Raw genomic sequence first — 19,365 nt, 5'->3', positions numbered from 1 at the left:
GATGAATCAATTAAACAACGTCTGGGTCTTTAGCGATAATCCTGAACGTTATGCTGAACTGTTTGGCGGCGCGCAGCAATGGGGCCAACAGGTTTATGCCATTGTACAAAATACCGACCAGGCACAGGCTGTTATGCCTTATGGTCCAAAATGTATTTATGTTCTTGAGCAAAACGATGCACTGCAACGCACTGAAAATTACGCTGAAAGCGTTGCTGCCCTGCTGAAAGATAAACACACCTCTATGCTACTGCTGGCCGCGACAAAACGCGGTAAAGCGCTGGCTGCACGGTTAAGTGTGCAACTGAATGCGGCGCTGGTGAACGATGCCACTGCGGTTGATGTGGTCGATGGTCACGTTTACGCCGAGCACCGTATGTATGGCGGGCTAGCGTTCGCCCAGGAAAAGATCAATAGCCCGCTGGCGATCATTACCCTTGCGCCCGGTGTTCAGGAACCTTGCACCAGTGACGCCTCGCATCAGTGTCCGATTGAAACTGTGCCTTACGTTGCTCCGCGTCATGAAATTCTTAGTCGCGAACGCCGTGCGAAAGCGGCAAGCAGCGTGGACCTGAGCAAAGCAAAACGCGTGGTCGGCGTCGGTCGTGGTCTGGCGGCGCAGGATGACCTGAAAATGGTCCACGAACTGGCAGCGACACTCAATGCCGAAGTCGGCTGTTCACGCCCGATTGCCGAAGGCGAGAACTGGATGGAGCGTGAACGTTATATCGGTGTCTCCGGCGTGTTGCTGAAATCCGACCTCTACCTGACGCTGGGGATCTCCGGGCAGATCCAACATATGGTTGGCGGCAATGGCGCAAAAGTGATTGTCGCCATCAATAAAGATAAAAACGCGCCAATCTTCAACTATGCCGACTACGGTCTGGTGGGCGATATCTACAAAGTCGTCCCTGCCCTGATTAGCCAGTTGAGTCGCTAATTCCCTTTCAACCACATCTCCCGCTGTAAACGCAGCGGGAAGGGAGCATAACGCATGTCGGATGACAAATTTGATGCCATTGTGGTCGGTGCGGGCGTTGCCGGTAGCGTTGCCGCATTGGTCATGGCGCGAGCCGGACTGGATGTCCTGGTGATCGAACGCGGCGACAGTGCCGGATGTAAAAATATGACCGGCGGGCGTCTTTATGCCCACACGCTTGAAGCGATCATTCCAGGCTTTGCTGCATCAGCGCCGGTAGAACGCAAAGTCACACGCGAGAAAATCTCCTTCTTAACCGAAGAGAGCGCCGTTACCCTCGATTTTCACCGCGAGCAGCCAGATGTTCCGCAACACGCTTCTTATACCGTATTGCGCAATCGTCTCGACCCGTGGTTGATGGAACAAGCCGAACAGGCGGGCGCGCAGTTTATCCCGGGCGTTCGCGTCGATGCGCTGGTTCGTGAAGGTAACAAGGTCACTGGCGTCCAGGCCGGGGATGATATTCTTGAAGCCAATGTGGTGATTCTGGCTGATGGTGTTAATTCGATGCTTGGCCGTTCGCTGGGAATGGTTCCCGCCTCCGATCCGCATCATTACGCTGTTGGCGTTAAAGAAGTCATTGGCATCACGCCGGAGCAAATCAACGATCGCTTTAACGTCACTGACGATGAAGGTGTCGCCTGGCTGTTTGCCGGTTCCCCTTCTGACGGCCTGATGGGCGGCGGATTCATCTACACCAATCACGATTCCGTATCGTTGGGTCTGGTTTGTGGATTGGGTGATATCGCCCATGCGCAAAAAAGCGTGCCGCAAATGCTGGAGGATTTTAAACAGCACCCCGCCATTCGCCCACTGATTAGCGGTGGCAAACTGCTTGAATATTCCGCGCATATGGTGCCGGAAGGCGGTCTGGCAATGGTACCGCAACTGGTCAACGATGGTGTGATGATCGTCGGTGACGCAGCAGGCTTCTGCCTCAATCTGGGCTTTACGGTTCGCGGAATGGATTTAGCCATCGCATCGGCCCAGGCGGCAGCCACAACGGTGATTGCCGCCAAAGAACGCGCGGATTTTTCTGTCACTAGCCTGGCGCAATACAAACGCGAACTGGAACAAAGCTGTGTCATGCGTGATATGCAGCATTTTCGCAAGATCCCGGCGCTGATGGAAAACCCGCGCCTGTTTAGTCAGTATCCGCGCATGGTCGCCGATATCATGAACGACATGTTCACTATTGACGGTAAACCAAACCAGCCGGTACGAAAAATGATTCTCGGACATGCGAAGAAAATCGGGCTGATTAATCTGCTGAAAGATGGCATTAAGGGAGCAACCGCGCTATGAGCCAGAACGCTACGGTCAACGTTGACGTCAAATTAGGCGTCAACAAATTCCATGTTGATGAGGGCCACCCACATATCATTCTGGCGGCAAATCCCGACATCAATGAATTTCAAAAATTAATGAAAGCCTGCCCTGCCGGACTGTATAAGCAGGATGACGCGGGAAACATTCATTTTGATTCCGCCGGTTGTCTGGAGTGCGGCACCTGTCGGGTGCTGTGTGGCAACACTATTCTCGAACAATGGCAATACCCCGCAGGCACCTTCGGTATTGATTTCCGTTACGGCTAATTACGCTTCCCACAGGCCCGCACCTCGGGCCTGACGTTCTGTTTCGAGAGTCCAAAATGAAAGTGACATTAACGTTTAACGCGCAGCGTCGTGCAGCCTATCGACAACAAGGATTGTGGGGAGACGCTTCGCTGGTCGACTACTGGCGGCAGACTGCATGCGCGATGCCAGACAAAATAGCCGTTGTCGATAATCATGGCGAATCGTACACCTATAGCGCACTCGATCACGCCGCGAACTGTCTGGCAAGCTGGTTACTGGCTAACGGTATTGAATCGGGCGATCGTATCGCTTTTCAATTGCCTGGCTGGTGTGAATTTACTGTTATCTATCTTGCCTGCCTGAAAACCGGTGCGGTTTCCGTGCCGTTGTTGCCTTCCTGGCGAGAAGCTGAACTGGTGTGGGTGCTCAATAAGTGTCAGGCAAAAATGTTTTTTGCACCGACATTGTTTAAACAAACGCGTCCGGTAGATTTAATCCTGCCACTGCAAAATCAGCTTCCACAACTACAACAGATCGTCGGCGTGGATAAGCTGGCTCCCGCCACCTCGTCTCTCTCGTTAAGTCAGATTATTGCCGACAATCCCCCGCTGGTCGCCGCAACATCGGTCCACGGCGATGAATTAGCGGCGGTGCTATTTACCTCCGGAACTGAGGGCATGCCAAAGGGCGTGATGCTAACGCATAATAATATTCTCGCCAGCGAACGGGCTTATTGTGCACGGCTTAACCTGACCTGGCTGGATGTCTTTATGATGCCTGCACCACTCGGTCACGCGACGGGGTTTCTGCATGGCGTAACAGCGCCGTTTTTGATTGGCGCCCGCAGCGTGTTGTTAGATATTTTTACCCCGGAAGCCTGTCTCTCGCTGCTTGAGCAACAACGTTGCACCTGTATGCTCGGAGCAACGCCGTTTGTTTATGACCTATTGAATCTACTTGAGAAACAGCCTGCCGACCTTTCTGCGCTGCGTTTCTTTCTTTGCGGCGGCACCACGATCCCCAAAAAAGTGGCGCGTGAATGCCAGCAGCGCGGCATTAAATTATTAAGCGTTTATGGTTCCACAGAAAGCTCGCCACATGCAGTGGTGAATCTCGACGATCCTTTGTCGCGCTTTATGCACACCGATGGTTACGCTGCCGCTGGGGTGGAGATCAAAGTGGTCGATGATGCACGCAAAACCTTACCGCCAGGTTGCGAAGGTGAAGAGGCCTCGCGTGGCCCTAATGTGTTTATGGGTTATTTTGATGAACCTGAATTAACCGCTTGCGCGCTGGATGAAGAGGGCTGGTATTACAGTGGCGATCTCTGCCGCATGGATGAGGCTGGCTATATAAAAATAACCGGACGCAAGAAAGATATTATTGTCCGCGGCGGCGAAAATATTAGCAGCCGTGAAGTGGAAGATATTCTATTGCAGCATCCTAAAATTCACGATGCTTGTGTGGTTGCAATGCCCGATGAACGCTTAGGTGAACGTTCATGCGCCTATGTCGTGCTGAAAGCACCGCATCATTCATTATCGCTGGAAGATGTAGTGGCATTTTTTAGCCGTAAACGGGTCGCGAAATATAAATATCCTGAACATATCGTGGTGATCGAAAAATTACCGCGGACTGCATCAGGTAAAATACAAAAGTTTTTGTTACGCAAAGATATTATGCGGCGATTAACTCAGGATGTCTGCGAAGTGATTGAATAAGTTTCATCTTCAGGGATCACGTAAACCCGGCGACTGAACGCCGCCGGGCTTTTATTTACTTCTTCAGTTCAGCCAGACTTAACCATGTTTGCACCACGGTATCCGGGTTCAGGGACAAGCTATCGATCCCTTCCTCCATCAACCATGCAGCAAAGTCCTCGTGGTCAGACGGGCCCTGACCGCAAATCCCGACATATTTGCCCTGTTTCTTCGCGGCACGGATCGCCATTGATAACAGTGCTTTCACGGCGTCATTGCGCTCATCGAACAGTTCAGAAACTACGCCGGAGTCACGATCCAGACCGAGCGCCAACTGTGTCATATCGTTTGAGCCAATAGAAAAACCATCGAAATATTCGAGGAACTGTTCAGCGAGCAAGGCGTTGGACGGAATTTCACACATCATGATGATCTTCAGCCCGTTCTCACCACGTTTCAGCCCCTGATGCGCCAGTTCTTCAACCACCGCTTTCGCCTGCTCAACGGTACGCACGAACGGGATCATGATCTCAACGTTGGTTAACCCCATGTCGTTGCGCACACGTTTCACCGCTTCACACTCCAGCGCGAAGCAGTCGCGGAAACTTTCGGAAACGTAGCGCCCCGCGCCACGGAAGCCAAGCATCGGGTTCTCTTCATGCGGCTCGTAACGCTCGCCGCCCACCAGGTTGGCGTATTCGTTAGATTTAAAGTCCGAGAGACGAACAATGACGCGCTTCGGATAAAACGCAGCGCCCAGCGTCGCGATCCCTTCGGTCAGACGACCAACATAAAATTCACGCGGAGAATCAAAACCTTTCATCATCTCGCGGATTTCGTTTTGCAACTGCGGTTCCTGGTCGTCAAACTCGAGCAGTGCGCGCGGGTGAACGCCAATCATGCGGTTGATGATAAATTCCAGACGCGCCAGACCCACGCCTTCGTTTGGCAGGCAGGCGAAGTCAAACGCACGATCCGGGTTACCGACGTTCATCATCACTTTCAGCGGCAGATCCGGCATGGTTTCCACGCTGGAGCTTTTCACGCTGAATTCCAGCAGTTCGGCATACACGTAACCGGTGTCACCTTCGGCACAGGAAACGGTAACCTTCTCACCGTCTTTCATCCGTTCGGTTGCATCACCACAGCCGACTACCGCCGGAATACCCAGTTCACGAGCGATGATCGCCGCGTGACAGGTACGCCCACCACGGTTAGTGACGATGGCCGACGCTTTCTTCATGATCGGTTCCCAGTCCGGGTCGGTCATGTCGGTGACCAGCACATCACCTGGTTCGATGCGGTTCATTTCGCTGATGTCATGAATGACTTTCACCGGGCCTGCGCCAATGCGATGGCCGATAGCACGGCCTTCTGCGATAATCTTGCCCTGTGAATGCAGGGTATAACGTTCCGTGACCTGGCCGCGTGAACGCACGGTTTCTGGACGCGCCTGCACAATGAACAATTTGCCGGTGTGACCATCTTTTGCCCACTCAATGTCCATCGGGCGACCGTAGTGTTTCTCAATTTGTACGGCCTGTTTTGCCAGTTCCTGCACTTCTTCGTTGGTCAGCGAGAAGATGTCACGCTGTTCCTGTGGCACATCTTCAATTTTAACCTGTTTGCCATGTTCCTGAGTCGGCGCGTAGACCATGCGGATTTTTTTCGATCCCATCGTGCGGCGCACGATAGCCGGACGATTCGCCGCCAGCGTCGGTTTATGCACGTAAAATTCATCCGGATTAACCGCGCCCTGCACCACCATTTCACCGAGGCCCCATGCGGAAGTGATAAACACCACCTGGTCGAAACCGGATTCGGTATCAATGGAGAACATCACGCCAGAGGATGCGAGGTCGGAACGCACCATCCGCTGAACACCGGCGGAGAGCGCCACGCCACGGTGATCGTACCCCTGGTGAACGCGATAAGAGATAGCGCGATCATTAAACAGGGACGCAAAGACATGTTTCACAGCTACGAGGACGGCGTCAAACCCCTGAACGTTAAGGAAAGTTTCCTGCTGACCGGCAAAGGAGGCATCCGGCATGTCTTCTGCGGTGGCGGAGGAACGCACTGCAAAAGAGGCGTTTTCGTCATCGGCAGAAAGCTGGGCATAGGCTTCGCGGATGGCATTTTCCAGCTCAGGCTGGAAGGGAGTGTCGATAATCCACTGGCGGATTTGCGCGCCCGCTTTCGCAAGCTGGGTAACATCGTCAATATCCGTTTTATCCAGCAGTTCATAAATGCGCTGGTTTACGCCGCTTTGATCCAGAAACTGGTTAAACGCATCGGCGGTTGTGGCAAAACCATTCGGAACGGAAACACCCATTCCGGAAAGGTTAGTAATCATTTCACCCAGGGAGGCATTTTTGCCCCCAACCCTGTCTACATCATTCATGCCGAGTTGGTTATACCAAAGCACCAGCGGTGACGAGCCATTGTTGGACATCGAACAATCCTTTTGTGATAAATGAACGGTTTGAGAAACACATTTCTGCGCATTTATCTTTGCATATTTAACCGGATGAAAAAAACGGTGAATCGTTCAAGCAAATATATTTTTTTGCTTTTTAAGACTGCTCCCAGCGTTGCGCAAATCCACTATCTTCGATAATTCCCACATAAACCATCGGTATAAACGAAACCATAAAAATGAAATGCTATTTTCATAAAAAATAAAATTGAAGGTTCATTTTATAAACCAGTCATAACGTTCTACGCTTCTGTGCATTTTTAATTTATGCTTTCATATAATTATGTCTGCATCTCGGGAAGAACAAAATGGATAATGCTGTTGATCGCCACGTTTTTTATATTTCTGATGGTACGGCAATTACTGCGGAGGTATTAGGTCACGCAGTCATGTCGCAATTTCCCGTTACTATCAGCAGCATTACGCTGCCGTTTGTCGAAAATGAGAGCCGTGCACGGGCGGTGAAAGATCAGATCGACGCGATTTACCAGCAGACGAGCGTGCGCCCGCTGGTCTTTTACTCCATTGTGTTACCGGAGATTCGCAACATCATTTTGCAAAGCGAAGGGTTTTGTCAGGATATTGTTCAGGCGCTGGTTGCTCCGCTACAACAAGAGATGAAGCTGGACCCGACACCAATTGCTCACCGTACCCACGGCCTGAACCCTAATAATCTTAATAAATATGATGCGCGCATTGCGGCGATTGATTACACCCTCGCCCATGATGACGGCATTTCGTTGCGCAATCTGGATCAGGCGCAAGTGATCCTGCTCGGCGTCTCTCGCTGTGGTAAAACACCTACCAGCCTTTACCTCGCGATGCAGTTTGGCATTCGCGCAGCAAACTACCCCTTTATTGCCGATGATATGGACAACCTGGTCCTGCCTGCGTCGCTCAAACCACTTCAGCATAAGTTGTTCGGCCTGACTATTGACCCGGAGCGGCTGGCAGCCATTCGCGAAGAACGTAGAGAGAACAGCCGCTATGCCTCGTTGCGTCAGTGCCGGATGGAAGTCGCAGAAGTGGAAGCGTTGTACCGTAAAAATCAGATCCCGTGGATCAACAGTACCAATTATTCGGTAGAAGAGATTGCCACCAAAATCCTTGATATCATGGGACTTAGTCGGAGAATGTACTAGAAAACTAGTATAGAAGTTCGTTTTTTTGTTACTATGCCGTCAATTGCGCGAGGTGTTGCCTGCCTCGCACTTGAAATCAGCAGGGATTGGTTTATCGTGATGCGCATCACTTCCTGGCAACCCTGCCGTTGAAGCAACAAATTTCTGAGACTTGTAATGAACAGAACTGACGAACTCCGTACTGCGCGTATCGAGAGTCTGGTAACGCCCGCTGAACTCGCGCTGCGGTATCCCGTAACGCCTGGCGTTGCCAGCCATGTAATTGATTCCCGGCGCAGAATTGAAAAAATATTGAATGGTGAAGACAAGCGACTGTTGGTCGTTATTGGTCCCTGTTCGATCCACGATCTTACCGCTGCAATGGAGTACGCCACCCGTCTGCAGGCGCTGCGTAATCAGTACCAGTCACGGCTGGAAATCGTAATGCGCACTTATTTTGAAAAACCGCGCACCGTTGTCGGCTGGAAAGGATTAATTTCCGACCCGGATTTAAACGGCAGCTATCGCGTAAATCACGGCCTCGAACTGGCGCGCAAGTTACTGTTGCAGGTGAATGAACTGGGTGTGCCCACTGCCACTGAGTTTCTCGATATGGTGACCGGTCAGTTTATTGCCGATCTGATTAGCTGGGGGGCGATTGGCGCACGCACAACCGAAAGCCAGATCCACCGTGAAATGGCTTCAGCTCTCTCCTGCCCGGTAGGTTTTAAAAATGGCACTGATGGCAACACGCGGATTGCCGTAGATGCAATCCGTGCTGCCCGCGCCAGCCATATGTTCCTCTCGCCAGACAAAAACGGCCAGATGACCATTTACCAGACCAGCGGCAACCCGTATGGCCACATTATTATGCGTGGCGGCAAAAAACCGAATTACCATGCCGATGATATCGCCGCCGCCTGCGATACATTGCACGAGTTTGATTTACCAGAACATCTGGTGGTGGATTTCAGCCACGGCAATTGCCAGAAGCAGCATCGTCGCCAGTTAGAAGTCTGTGAAGATATTTGTCAGCAAATCCGCAATGGCTCTACGGCGATTGCCGGCATTATGGCGGAAAGTTTCCTGCGCGAAGGTACGCAAAAAATTGTCGGCGGTCAGCCGCTCACCTATGGCCAATCCATTACCGACCCGTGTTTAGGCTGGGAAGATACCGAACACCTGATCGAAAAACTCGCCTCTGCGGTAGATACCCGCTTCTGAATGCGTGCCCATTCCGTCGGGAATGGGCATTTCTGCTCAACCTGTTGTCTTCTCAACGAATTATTACTTGCCCTGACGCAATATTATATTGATAATAAGAATCATTGTTATATCAATTATTATTAATTTTTATGAGCTATACGGATAGCAGCAGACTCACGCCTAAAACGGATGCAAATCAGAAGGCTCCTTCCCCACAGCCCATTCGGCGGATTGCCAGCCAGACACTGCTAGGTCCGGATGGCAAGCTCATCATTGATCATGACGGACAAGAATATCTGCTACGTAAAACACAGGCAGGCAAACTGTTGCTGACCAAGTAGCGTTTAACTTGAACAACTGACTTCCAGCCGTTTGCCCCAGTCCGGTGGACGGCTGACATAATCATCATCTCTGTCGCTGAAAGGATTTCGCAACGCCTCATGCAGGCGATGTAACTCCGTCATATCGCCTTGTTCTGCCGCCTCGATGGCCCGTTGTGCCAGCCAGTTACGCAACACCAGCGCCGGATTGACGCTCTGCATAAGTTGCTGACGTTCGCTGTCGGTGACTTCATCTTGCTGCAAACGCGCCCGATAACGCGCAAACCAGTTATCAAACGCCGCACGATCAATAAATTCATCACGCAGTGGTGATGCCGCGCTGTGCTGCCCGGTCAGACTCAACATGCGGAATGTGCGGGTATAATCGCTGCGCTCTCGCGCCATCAGGCTGAATAATTCACTCAGCAAAACGTTATCCTCTTTTTGCTCCGTCATGAAGCCCAGTTTTCGGCGCATCCGTTGCCCATATTCGCTCAACAAAACCTGCTGATAGCTGTCCAGTGCCTCATTCAACGCATCCACAGAAATAAATGGCGATAATGTCTGTGCCAGACGCTGTAAATTCCACAACGCGACGGCAGGTTGATTATCAAAACTGTAACGCCCTTGATGATCCGAGTGATTACAGATAAAGCCCGGTTCGTAATCATCAAGAAAACCAAACGGTCCGTAATCGAGCGTCAATCCGAGAATTGACATATTGTCAGTGTTCATCACGCCATGTGCAAAGCCGACTGTCTGCCAGTTAGCAATTAACGACGCGGTACGTGCAACAACATCGGTAAACCAGAGACGGTATTTGTTCTCATCATCCTGAAGGTGCGGCCAGTAATGACGAATGGCAAAATCAGCCAACTGGCGAACTTTTTCCGGCTCGCGGCGATAATAAAAGTGCTCGAAGTGGCCAAATCGTAAGTGACTGCGCGCCACACGCATCAGCATCGCGCCCGATTCCACCGTTTCCCGATAAACCGGCGTATCGCTGGTGACAATACTTAAAGCGCGCGTCGTTGAAATGCCCAGGTAATGCATCGCCTCGCTGGCGAGGCTTTCGCGAATCGTAGAGCGTAATACCGCCCGTCCATCGCCCATTCGCGAATAAGGCGTCAGCCCCGCACCTTTCAAATGCCAGTCCATTGTGGTGCCATCGGCAAGCTGTTGCTCACCAAGTAGAATGCCGCGCCCGTCACCCAACTGGCCCGCCCAGACGCCAAACTGATGACCACTGTAGACCTGCGCCAGTGGTGACATGCCCGGTAGTAATGTTTCTCCTCCCCAGACGCCCGCGCCACTTTCAAACAGCGACGATGGAATACCCAGCGTATTAGCCAGTTCGGCGTTATACCAGATCAGCCGGGCATTATTTAAAGGCGTGGGGGAAAGTGATGTATAAGTTGCAGGTAATTCATCACGCCAGCGAGTAATAAAAGACAGGGTCATAGATCCTCCTGTCTGATAGTGTAGACGGTAACCCTCGTCTTAAACACCAGCAAACAAAGGGGTTATCGCTGAACCAGAGTTGTTACCTTGCTTACGGGAACGGCTGGCCATAAGCTTCCTTGTAGGGCATGGAAACCATACGGCGTTATTTTCGCCAACATTCCTGAGGTATCAATACCCGCCGCAATGATATAGTTGCAACAGGGTGATATTTGCGCATGAATAGCACGAATAAATGGCGCGAAGGATGTATTAGCTATTTGTTGCTGAACAAAGCCTTTATCCAACATAACTCGGGTGAAAAGACCATCAAATATCGCTTTCATGGTACTGTTTCCCGCACCTAAATTTCCCAATACCAATGGAAAAATTTGCGATAAGTGCAAAAGGTTGTAATTATCTTTCCCCTCATTAAGCTGTGGATAATTTTCATTAATCCGCAATTCAACAAAGGGGATTTTTAATAGTTGGGCTGCGTAATTATTATCAATTAATAATAACCTTGCCACTTGCGGTGTCAAATTAACCCATGCAAAGAGTTTGTGTCGAATAAAAAAATGTTGGCATGATTTAAGTAATTCCAACTGCTCGACAAATAACTGCCAATGCTGCTCCTCGGAAAGTTGCGCCATAACCCGCGTCGTCGGGATGCGAACCGTACCGTCTTCACTGGAGAAATGGGTTATTAATTCAATCCCAACAAGATTTTGCTGACTATCTCTTATCGGCAGAAAATAGCAATCAGAATGATAAACATTCTCCAGTAGAACCTTCATGGTAACCACCCTTCTCCAGGAATGTTTTTGCAATTCCGGCTAAAAAAGATGAGACCATAAGGCATAAAAAATACAGATCGGATAACTTTCATTTTTTCCTTGTTAACCACTTTTTCAGGGGTCCCTTTTAAGATTATCCTAATTATAAACGAATATTCCATTTACGGAATTTTTGTCTGAAAAATACTACTTTATTCAGAAGTAAAAGGACGGCGATGTATCATCACCGTCCTTTTTGACATACTAGATCCGTCTTGCTTGCCAGAAATTTTTCTGCCAGTAGACATTATCAAGGGAAGAGCGCATCACCCCTTTGCTGGTAGAAGCATGAATAAATTGGTTGTTGGTATCATAAATACCCACATGTAAACCATTTTGCCCGGAGCCAGTTTTGAAAAAAACCAGATCGCCTGGCAGCAACTCTTCTTTATCAATTTGAGTACCGATAGAGGCCTGCTGCTTTGTTTCACGCGGCAACTGCAAATCGAAACGATCGCGCATCGTTACGACCACAAAGCCTGAGCAGTCCACCCCACGACGACTCATGCCGCCATAACGATAAGGTGTGCCATGCCAGCTTTGTAGTTGATCGTTCAAACCGGCAATGACGGTAATAGAGTCAGAAAGTCTGGCATTTGGCGGCGGCGCTTTGTGATGGCTACACCCAACCAGAAACAGTGCTGTGATTAAAATAAGGCAGAAACGCATTCCGTACGAATCCTCTGTTTTTTATTCTTGCATTAATTTAGCGTCGAAATTACCCGATTTTCAAGATGCTATTGCTATCAGGCAGTCGAAATCAGCATTCTGTGTCCTTCAATGTCCAGACGGCGGAAATTCATCCCGTAAGCCTGGGCCAGGTTCGGCGGCGTCAAAACTTCATCCCGGCGTCCACTGGCTAACAGTTTCCCTTGTTTAAGTAACCAGGCCCGATGCGCGTGACGCAATGTGTGATTGAGATCGTGACTGCTCATCACTATCGCCAGTCCTTGCTGGCACAGCGCGCTCAGAATTTTGTCTAACGCACTTTGCTGGGCAACATCAAGGCTGTTCATGGGTTCATCGAGAAGCAGCAATTGACCATCAGGATTGGCTTGCGGCGTGATTTGCAGTACCACCGCAGCAAGACGCACTCGTTGCCATTCACCGCCGGAAAGTTGATTAGTGTTACGTCCGAGCTTGTCATCAAGGGCCAGCGCCCCGGCAACATCATTTAGCAGGTCAGTACGCGTTTTATCATGCTGATGCATGGTCAGGTAATGCCATACCGGCATAGCAAATGGCGGCGTTTGTTGCTGCGAAAGGTAAGCACGATGCAGCGCGAGCTTCGCCGCGGACCATGCTTCCAGTGGCTGGCCAGCAAACTGAATGTTTCCCATACCGCTGGTCATTCCGGCCATCCGCGCCAGCAACGTACTCTTGCCTGCGCCGTTCGGCCCCACCAGATGCAGGATCTCCCCTGCCCGGACTTCGCCAGAAAGCGGCCCCAGGCGGGTTGATTCCGCAACATCCTGTAACTGCATCACAATAGACATTATTTCGCCAACGCCTGTTTAATGCTTTCCATCACAATAGGATCTTCCGGCGTCATATCCGGGGAAAAACGCTGGATAACCTTACCATCCCTGCCCACTAAGAATTTTTCAAAATTCCATAAAATATCATCAGGATACAGTGGTGCCCGCCCCTTACTGGCCAGGCGCGTATAGAATCCGCTTTCTTCCGGCGCAACGGCGGTCGGCGCTGCGGCAATCAATTTTTGGTACAGCGGATGACGACCTTCGCCATTAACTTCAACCTTACTGAACATCGGGAACGTCACACCCCAGGTCGTTGTACAGTAAGTTTTAATTTCTTCATCGCTGCCCGGCTCTTGCTCAAGAAACTGGTTGCACGGAAATCCCAATACTATAAAACCACGATCGGCCCAAGCTTTCTGAATGTTCTCTAACTGTTCATATTGCGGCGTTAAGCCACACTTTGAGGCGACATTGACAATCAGTAGCACATTACCGGCATATTTCTCCAGCGTGGTCACTTCACCGTCAATCGTCTTCACTACGGTGGTCAGTATGGAATCTTGCATCGTGTCTCCTGGATGAGGTCAGTAAAAATCTTAGCTTTTAATCATAGACCGTCTTTTGCGGCTAACGCCCTGCTTTTAACAATAACCAGATAAACACCGGCGCTCCCAGGGTTGCGGTGACCACACCAATGGGCAACTCGGCGGAAACCAGCGCCAGGCGAGCGACAATATCAGCGAGAAGCAATGCGGTAGCTCCCGCCAACGCACAGCCGGGAAGCAATACACGATGATCGGTTAACCCGCACAGCCGCAGAATATGCGGGATCACCAACCCAATAAATCCGATAGCACCAGCAAGCGCCACACTGACGCCGACCATCCAGCCGGTCGCGGCCACCAGCACATTGCGCCAGAACCACAGAGGCAAACCTAACTGTCGCGCCGGGATCTCACCAAGCGCTAACATATTCATCGGTCTGGACTGGCAGCAGACCCACAGCAGCACGGGAATCAACGCCAGCATCAACCAACTTTGCCGCCACTCAACGCCGCCAAAGCCGCCCATCATCCAATACATCAACTGCCGTAAATCAACAGAAGTGGAAAAGTAGATGGCCCACGTCATTAATGCACTACAGATAATCCCTAATGCAACCCCCGCCAGCAATAATCGGCTGGTCGAAAGATGACGACGAGCAAAACGTAAGAGAATTAAAGTGATAATGAGCGCACCAGCAATAGCACAAAGTCCCAGCGCCCACTCAGGTAATTGCCCTTGCCCCAGCAATACAGCAGCAATAAGCCCCACACCTGCACCGTTAGAGACGCCGAGTAGCCCGGGTTCTGCCAATGGGTTTTCAAATAACGCCTGCATCACTGCACCGGACAATGCCAGCGCCGCTCCAACCAATAGCACAGCCAGCGTGCGCGGAAGACGTATTTGCCAGATAAAAAGCTCGCCTCGGGGGGTAAGCCAGTCATCTGGCGAGATCCATTGTTCACCAGCACAAAGGCTTAAAAGAAGCGCCAGCAGCATTAATGCTGACAAGGTAAATAACCAGCGTACATTTTGTCGCTGTTGTTGGCGGGCAAGTGTCAGCATGATATCCGTTCAGCTTCAGAATAATGCTGTTGATTTTACGGTGACTCAGCGGGAGTGAAAAGAAAAAAGGCCGCAGAGCGGCCTTTTTAGTTAGATCAGATTACTCGTCTTTGGGCGAAGCGTTTTCGACCCGGCTTTTTAACTTCTGCCCTGGTCTGAAGGTCACCACGCGCCGTGCTGTAATGGGAATATCTTCGCCCGTTTTCGGGTTACGTCCCGGACGTTGATTCTTATCACGCAGATCGAAGTTACCAAAGCCAGAGAGTTTTACCTGCTCGCCGTTTTCCAGAGCGCGACGGATCTCTTCGAAAAACAGTTCAACCAGTTCTTTGGCATCCCGCTTGCTAAGCCCAAGCTTATCAAACAGATATTCTGACATTTCAGCTTTTGTAAGCGCCATAGGTTCAATCCCTCAATGATGCCTGGAATCGCTCTTTTAATGCCTCTACACATTTGGCGACGGTAGCGGCAATCTCCTCTTCTTCGAGTGTACGGCTGGTATCTTGCAGGATCAGGCTTATGGCGAGGCTCTTATACCCCTCCGCAACACCCTTACCGCGGTACACGTCAAATAAGTTTACGCCAACTACCTGATTTACGCCAACTTTCTTACATTCGGATAAAATATCCGCAGCGGGAACGTTTTCTGCGACCACAACCGCGATGTCGCGACGGTTCGCAGGGAAGCGAGAAATCTCGCGCGCTTGAGGCACCACGCGGTCTGCGAGCTTGCTCCACTCCAGTTCGAACACCAGAGTGCGACCGTTGAGATCCAGTTTACGTTCCAGTTCAGGATGAACAACCCCAACAAAACCAATGCGTTCACCTTTCAGATAAATCGCTGCGGATTGTCCAGGATGCAGCGCCGGATTCGCTTCTGCACGGAACTCAACCTCATTCAGTTTACCAGTCAGGTCGAGAACGGATTCCAGATCACCTTTCAAATCATAGAAATCAACGGTCTCTTTTGCCAGGTTCCAGTGCTCTTCATAACGGTTACCGCAAATAACACCAGCTAACATCAGATCCTGACGAATGCCCAATGGTGCCTGGGTGTCCGGAACAAAACGCAGACCACTTTCGAAAATACGCACACGGTTTTGCTGACGGTTCTGGTTGTACACTACCGTTGCCAGCAGGCCAGTCCACAAAGAAAGGCGCATTGCTGACATTTCAACCGAGATCGGACTTGGCAGCAGTAACGCTTCTGCACCCGGGTGGATCATCTGCTGAACTTTCGGATCCACGAAGCTGTAGGTGATCACTTCCTGATAGCCTTTGTCGTTGAGAAGCGTTTTCACACGCTTGAGCGACAGGTCAGCTTCGCGGTGAGTGCCCATAATCAGGCTCGCCTGCACCGGCTCGTCCGGAATGTTGTTGTAGCCATAAACACGAGCGACTTCTTCGACCAGATCCTCTTCAATCTCCATGTCGAAACGCCAGCTCGGCGCAACTGCCTGCCACTCGTCCTTACCTTCGGTCACTTTGCAGCCGAGGCGACGCAGAATGTCGGTAACCTGCTCATCGGCAATATGATGGCCGATCAGGCGATCCAGTTTGCTGCGACGTAAAGTGATAGTCGCACGCTTCGGCAGCGTTGCTTCGTTGGTGATATCGATAACCGGACCTGCTTCACCGCCGCAAATGTCAATCAGCAGACGAGTCGCACGTTCCATTGCTTTATGCTGCAGTGCCGGATCAACACCACGCTCGTAACGGTGAGACGCATCGGTATGCAGGCCATGACGACGAGCACGACCGGTGATAGACAGCGGGCTGAAGAAAGCGCATTCCAGCAAAACGTTTTGCGTTTCTTCATTTACGCCAGAATGTTCGCCGCCGAAGATGCCACCCATTGCCAGTGCCTTGTTGTGGTCAGCAATAACCAGAGTGTCAGCATTCAGCTTCGCTTCAGTGCCATCGAGCAACACCAGCGTTTCACCCTCTTTCGCCATCCGCACCACAATACCGCCTTCAATGCGATCTTTATCGAAAGCGTGCATCGGTTGACCCAGTTCAAGGAGCACGTAGTTGGTCACGTCAACGACCGCATCGATAGAACGAATGCCGCAGCGACGCAGTTTTTCTTTCATCCACAGCGGAGTTGGGGCTTTAACGTTAATGCCTTTTACGACGCGACCAAGATAACGCGGGCAGGCTTCAGGCGCTTCTACTGCAATCGGCAACGTATCGTCAATGGTTGCACCAACCGGAATGATTTCCGGTTCAACCAGCGGCAACTGGTTCAGCACAGCAACGTCGCGCGCAACACCAATGATGCCTAAGCAGTCGGCACGGTTTGGCGTAACGCTGATTTCGATAGTGTTATCATCGAGTTTCAGGTATTCACGAATGTCAGTACCAATCGGCGCATCCGCTGGCAGTTCAATAATGCCGTTATGATCGTCAGAAATGCCCAGCTCGGAGAAAGAGCACAGCATCCCTTCAGACGGTTCGCCACGCAGTTTCGCCGCTTTAATTTTAAAATCACCCGGCAGAACAGCACCAATGGTCGCTACCGCCACACGCAGGCCCTGGCGGCAGTTTGGTGCGCCACAGACAATATCCAGCAGGCGATCACCACCAACGTTGACTTTCGTCACTCGCAGTTTGTCAGCGTTTGGATGCTGTGCGCACTCAACTACTTCACCAACAACCACGCCATGGAAGCTACCGGCAACCGGTTCTACACCGTCAACTTCCAGACCCGCCATAGTGATTTGATTCGCCAGCGCATCGCTATCAATCGCTGGGTTCACCCATTCGCGTAACCACAGTTCACTGAATTTCATAATCTATTCCTGCCTTATTTAAACTGTTTGAGGAAACGCAGATCGTTTTCGAAGAATGAACGCAGGTCGGTGACGCCGTAACGCAACATAGTCAGGCGCTCCATCCCCATCCCAAAGGCAAAACCGGAGTAAACTTCCGGGTCGATACCGACGTTACGCAGCACATTTGGATGCACCATGCCGCAACCCAGCACTTCCAACCATTTGCCGTTTTTACCCATAACGTCCACTTCTGCAGACGGTTCGGTGAACGGGAAGTAGGAAGGACGGAAGCGGATCTGCAAATCTTCTTCAAAGAAGTTACGCAGGAAGTCGTGCAGTGTGCCTTTCAGGTTGGTAAAGCTGATGTTGGTGTCAACAATCAGGCCTTCCATCTGATGGAACATCGGTGTGTGAGTCTGGTCGTAGTCGTTACGATAAACACGGCCAGGTGCGATGATACGAATCGGTGGCTGCTGGGCTTTCATGGTGCGGATCTGTACGCCAGACGTCTGGGTACGCAGCAGGCGAGTAGCATCAAACCAGAAAGTGTCGTGGTCAGCGCGCGCCGGGTGGTGACCTGGAATGTTCAGAGCATCAAAGTTATGATAATCGTCTTCGATTTCCGGCCCGGTAGCCACGGTAAAGCCAAGCTCACCGAAGAAACTTTCGATACGGTCGATAGTACGGGTCACCGGATGCAGACCGCCGTTTTCAATACGACGCCCCGGCAAGGAGACATCAATAGTCTCTGCTGCCAGACGCGCATTCAACGCCGCGCTTTCCAGCTCGGCTTTACGCGCATTCAGCGCCTGCTGCACCTGCTCTTTTGCTTCGTTGATAACCGCACCGGCTGCCGGACGCTCTTCTGGCGGCAGCTCACGCAGGGTCGTCATCTGAAGGGTCAAGTGCCCTTTTTTACCCAAATATTCGACGCGCACATTGTCTAACGCGGCAACATCTGACGCCTGGCTAATGGCCGCCTTCGCACTGGCAACCAGTTCTGCGAGATGTGACATGGTTTTCCTCATTGTGTCGGTGGTGACACTGGTTCGTTGGACTTAGAGCCTATCCCATCAGGCTATTTTACTTGCCATTTTGTCCCGGACAGTGCTCGAAATCCTCACGTACTTAAGTACGCTCCGGTTTCTCCGCGCTGGCCGTGTCCAAACTGACTGCGACAATTACGCCTGATGAGACAGGCTTTTTATTTTTCAGAACGCGCATACAAAAAAAGCCTCCACTGGGAGGCTTTCAGGCGCTGTTTTCCGTTTCTCTTCTCACGCGCTAGCCTCCTGGAGTCAGGTGCTAAAGTAAAAAAAGAAGCGGAAAATAGCAGCATTCATTGCTTGCGTTACCTTTTGGGACTTTTCAAAAGACCTTTATTGAAAAGGCTACGACGATAAAAGTCAATGTTCTGATAGTGTTGAAACGAAAAGAGGGAGACAAGCTCCCTCTTTCAACTGGCTTATGCCAGAGCTGCTTTCGCTTTTTCAACCAGAGCGGTGAACGCTACTTTGTCGAATACTGCGATGTCAGCCAGGATCTTACGGTCGATTTCAACAGAGGCTTTTTTCAGGCCATTGATGAATTTGCTGTAAGAAATACCGTTCTGACGTGCTGCTGCGTTGATACGCGCAATCCACAGTTGACGGAACTGACGCTTACGTTGACGACGGTCACGGTAAGCATACTGACCAGCCTTGATAACAGCCTGGAAGGCAACGCGGTATACGCGAGAACGCGCACCGTAGTAGCCTTTAGCTTGTTTCAAAATTTTCTTGTGACGTGCGCGTGCAATAACACCACGTTTTACGCGAGCCATATGTGCTCTCCTGTATCTATTC

The 19,365-nt window shown here is 51.0% G+C and carries 19 protein-coding genes and 1 other annotated feature; of the genes, 7 read left to right on the top strand and 12 right to left on the bottom strand.

Annotated features, from left to right (window positions below; translation table 11 throughout):
- Window position 1: 1 nt before the first annotated feature.
- The 4 genes from A31E_RS15690 to fadK are packed head-to-tail and all read left to right on the top strand — an operon-like array spanning window position 2 to window position 4,277.
- Complete coding sequence (locus A31E_RS15690) at window positions 2-940, top strand: electron transfer flavoprotein subunit alpha (protein ID WP_001072708.1); 939 nt, start codon at window positions 2-4, stop codon at window positions 938-940.
- Between the two features lie 54 nt (window positions 941-994).
- Entirely contained in the window at window positions 995-2,284 is a 1,290-nt protein-coding gene (locus tag A31E_RS15695; RefSeq protein ID WP_001278500.1) for an FAD-dependent oxidoreductase, read from the top strand.
- Complete coding sequence (locus tag A31E_RS15700; RefSeq protein WP_000081086.1) at window positions 2,281-2,574, top strand: ferredoxin family protein; 294 nt, start codon at window positions 2,281-2,283, stop codon at window positions 2,572-2,574. Before A31E_RS15695 ends, A31E_RS15700 begins: the two co-directional genes overlap by 4 nt.
- Before the next feature lie 56 nt (window positions 2,575-2,630).
- Window positions 2,631-4,277, top strand: a complete 1,647-nt coding sequence (fadK, locus tag A31E_RS15705; protein ID WP_000869242.1) for a medium-chain fatty-acid--CoA ligase — start codon at window positions 2,631-2,633, stop codon at window positions 4,275-4,277.
- A 55-nt stretch (window positions 4,278-4,332) separates the two neighbouring features.
- Here the strand turns inward: fadK and ppsA are convergent, their stop codons facing one another.
- Complete coding sequence (gene ppsA / locus A31E_RS15710) at window positions 4,333-6,711, bottom strand: phosphoenolpyruvate synthase (protein ID WP_016248663.1); 2,379 nt, start codon at window positions 6,709-6,711, stop codon at window positions 4,333-4,335.
- A 332-nt stretch (window positions 6,712-7,043) separates the two neighbouring features.
- Here ppsA and ppsR point away from each other — a divergent pair, with 332 nt between their 5' ends.
- From ppsR to hemP, 3 genes are all read left to right on the top strand, one after another.
- On the top strand, window positions 7,044-7,877 hold the full coding sequence (ppsR, locus tag A31E_RS15715) for a posphoenolpyruvate synthetase regulatory kinase/phosphorylase PpsR (RefSeq protein ID WP_016248662.1): 834 nt from the start codon (window positions 7,044-7,046) through the stop codon (window positions 7,875-7,877).
- Window positions 7,878-8,033: 156 nt separating this feature from the next.
- Complete coding sequence (gene aroH / locus A31E_RS15720) at window positions 8,034-9,080, top strand: 3-deoxy-7-phosphoheptulonate synthase AroH (protein ID WP_001516314.1); 1,047 nt, start codon at window positions 8,034-8,036, stop codon at window positions 9,078-9,080.
- Window positions 9,081-9,211: 131 nt separating this feature from the next.
- On the top strand, window positions 9,212-9,403 hold the full coding sequence (gene hemP / locus A31E_RS15725; protein ID WP_001516313.1) for a hemin uptake protein HemP: 192 nt from the start codon (window positions 9,212-9,214) through the stop codon (window positions 9,401-9,403).
- A 3-nt stretch (window positions 9,404-9,406) separates the two neighbouring features.
- On the opposite strand, the gene selO is transcribed toward hemP, so the two are convergent.
- The 11 genes from selO to rplT all read right to left on the bottom strand — a co-directional run bounded on the left by selO (window position 9,407) and on the right by rplT (window position 19,343).
- A complete protein-coding gene (gene selO, locus A31E_RS15730; RefSeq protein WP_016248661.1) occupies window positions 9,407-10,843 on the bottom strand; it encodes a protein adenylyltransferase SelO in 1,437 nt (478 codons plus the stop codon).
- Between the two features lie 62 nt (window positions 10,844-10,905).
- The gene (locus A31E_RS15735; protein ID WP_000866247.1) at window positions 10,906-11,619 is read right to left on the bottom strand and encodes an EAL domain-containing protein; all 714 of its coding nucleotides are present in this window, start codon (window positions 11,617-11,619) and stop codon (window positions 10,906-10,908) included.
- Window positions 11,620-11,862: 243 nt separating this feature from the next.
- Entirely contained in the window at window positions 11,863-12,327 is a 465-nt protein-coding gene (locus A31E_RS15740; protein ID WP_001209789.1) for a C40 family peptidase, read from the bottom strand.
- A gap of 77 nt (window positions 12,328-12,404) precedes the next feature.
- Window positions 12,405-13,154 (bottom strand): vitamin B12 ABC transporter ATP-binding protein BtuD, encoded by a 750-nt coding sequence (btuD, locus tag A31E_RS15745; protein WP_000029478.1) that lies wholly within the window; start codon window positions 13,152-13,154, stop codon window positions 12,405-12,407.
- Window positions 13,154-13,705, bottom strand: coding sequence for a bifunctional thioredoxin/glutathione peroxidase (gene btuE, locus A31E_RS15750; protein WP_016248660.1), 552 nt, complete (start codon window positions 13,703-13,705; stop codon window positions 13,154-13,156). Before btuE ends, btuD begins: the two co-directional genes overlap by 1 nt.
- Before the next feature lie 61 nt (window positions 13,706-13,766).
- The gene (btuC, locus tag A31E_RS15755; protein ID WP_016248659.1) at window positions 13,767-14,747 is read right to left on the bottom strand and encodes a vitamin B12 ABC transporter permease BtuC; all 981 of its coding nucleotides are present in this window, start codon (window positions 14,745-14,747) and stop codon (window positions 13,767-13,769) included.
- A gap of 100 nt (window positions 14,748-14,847) precedes the next feature.
- Entirely contained in the window at window positions 14,848-15,147 is a 300-nt protein-coding gene (gene ihfA, locus A31E_RS15760; protein WP_001229265.1) for an integration host factor subunit alpha, read from the bottom strand.
- 4 nt (window positions 15,148-15,151) lie between these two features.
- Window positions 15,152-17,539 (bottom strand): phenylalanine--tRNA ligase subunit beta, encoded by a 2,388-nt coding sequence (pheT, locus tag A31E_RS15765; RefSeq protein WP_000672317.1) that lies wholly within the window; start codon window positions 17,537-17,539, stop codon window positions 15,152-15,154.
- A 14-nt stretch (window positions 17,540-17,553) separates the two neighbouring features.
- Window positions 17,554-18,537 (bottom strand): phenylalanine--tRNA ligase subunit alpha, encoded by a 984-nt coding sequence (pheS, locus tag A31E_RS15770; protein WP_000018588.1) that lies wholly within the window; start codon window positions 18,535-18,537, stop codon window positions 17,554-17,556.
- Between the two features lie 208 nt (window positions 18,538-18,745).
- Window positions 18,746-18,870: a sequence feature (Phe leader region), on the bottom strand.
- Window positions 18,820-18,864 carry a pheST operon leader peptide PheM gene (gene pheM / locus A31E_RS26055; RefSeq protein ID WP_001386830.1) on the bottom strand — a complete coding sequence of 15 codons (45 nt, stop codon included), beginning with the start codon at window positions 18,862-18,864 and terminating at the stop codon, window positions 18,820-18,822. (Overlaps the previous feature by 45 nt.)
- Before the next feature lie 116 nt (window positions 18,871-18,986).
- Complete coding sequence (rplT, locus tag A31E_RS15775) at window positions 18,987-19,343, bottom strand: 50S ribosomal protein L20 (protein ID WP_000124850.1); 357 nt, start codon at window positions 19,341-19,343, stop codon at window positions 18,987-18,989.
- Window positions 19,344-19,365: the final 22 nt, after the last annotated feature.

This window comes from Escherichia sp. KTE159, from assembly GCF_000408805.1.
GTDB lineage: Bacteria > Pseudomonadota > Gammaproteobacteria > Enterobacterales > Enterobacteriaceae > Escherichia > Escherichia marmotae.
The sequence above is the reverse complement of the archived record's forward strand: the minus strand, read 5'-3'. Positions and strand labels throughout refer to the sequence as shown.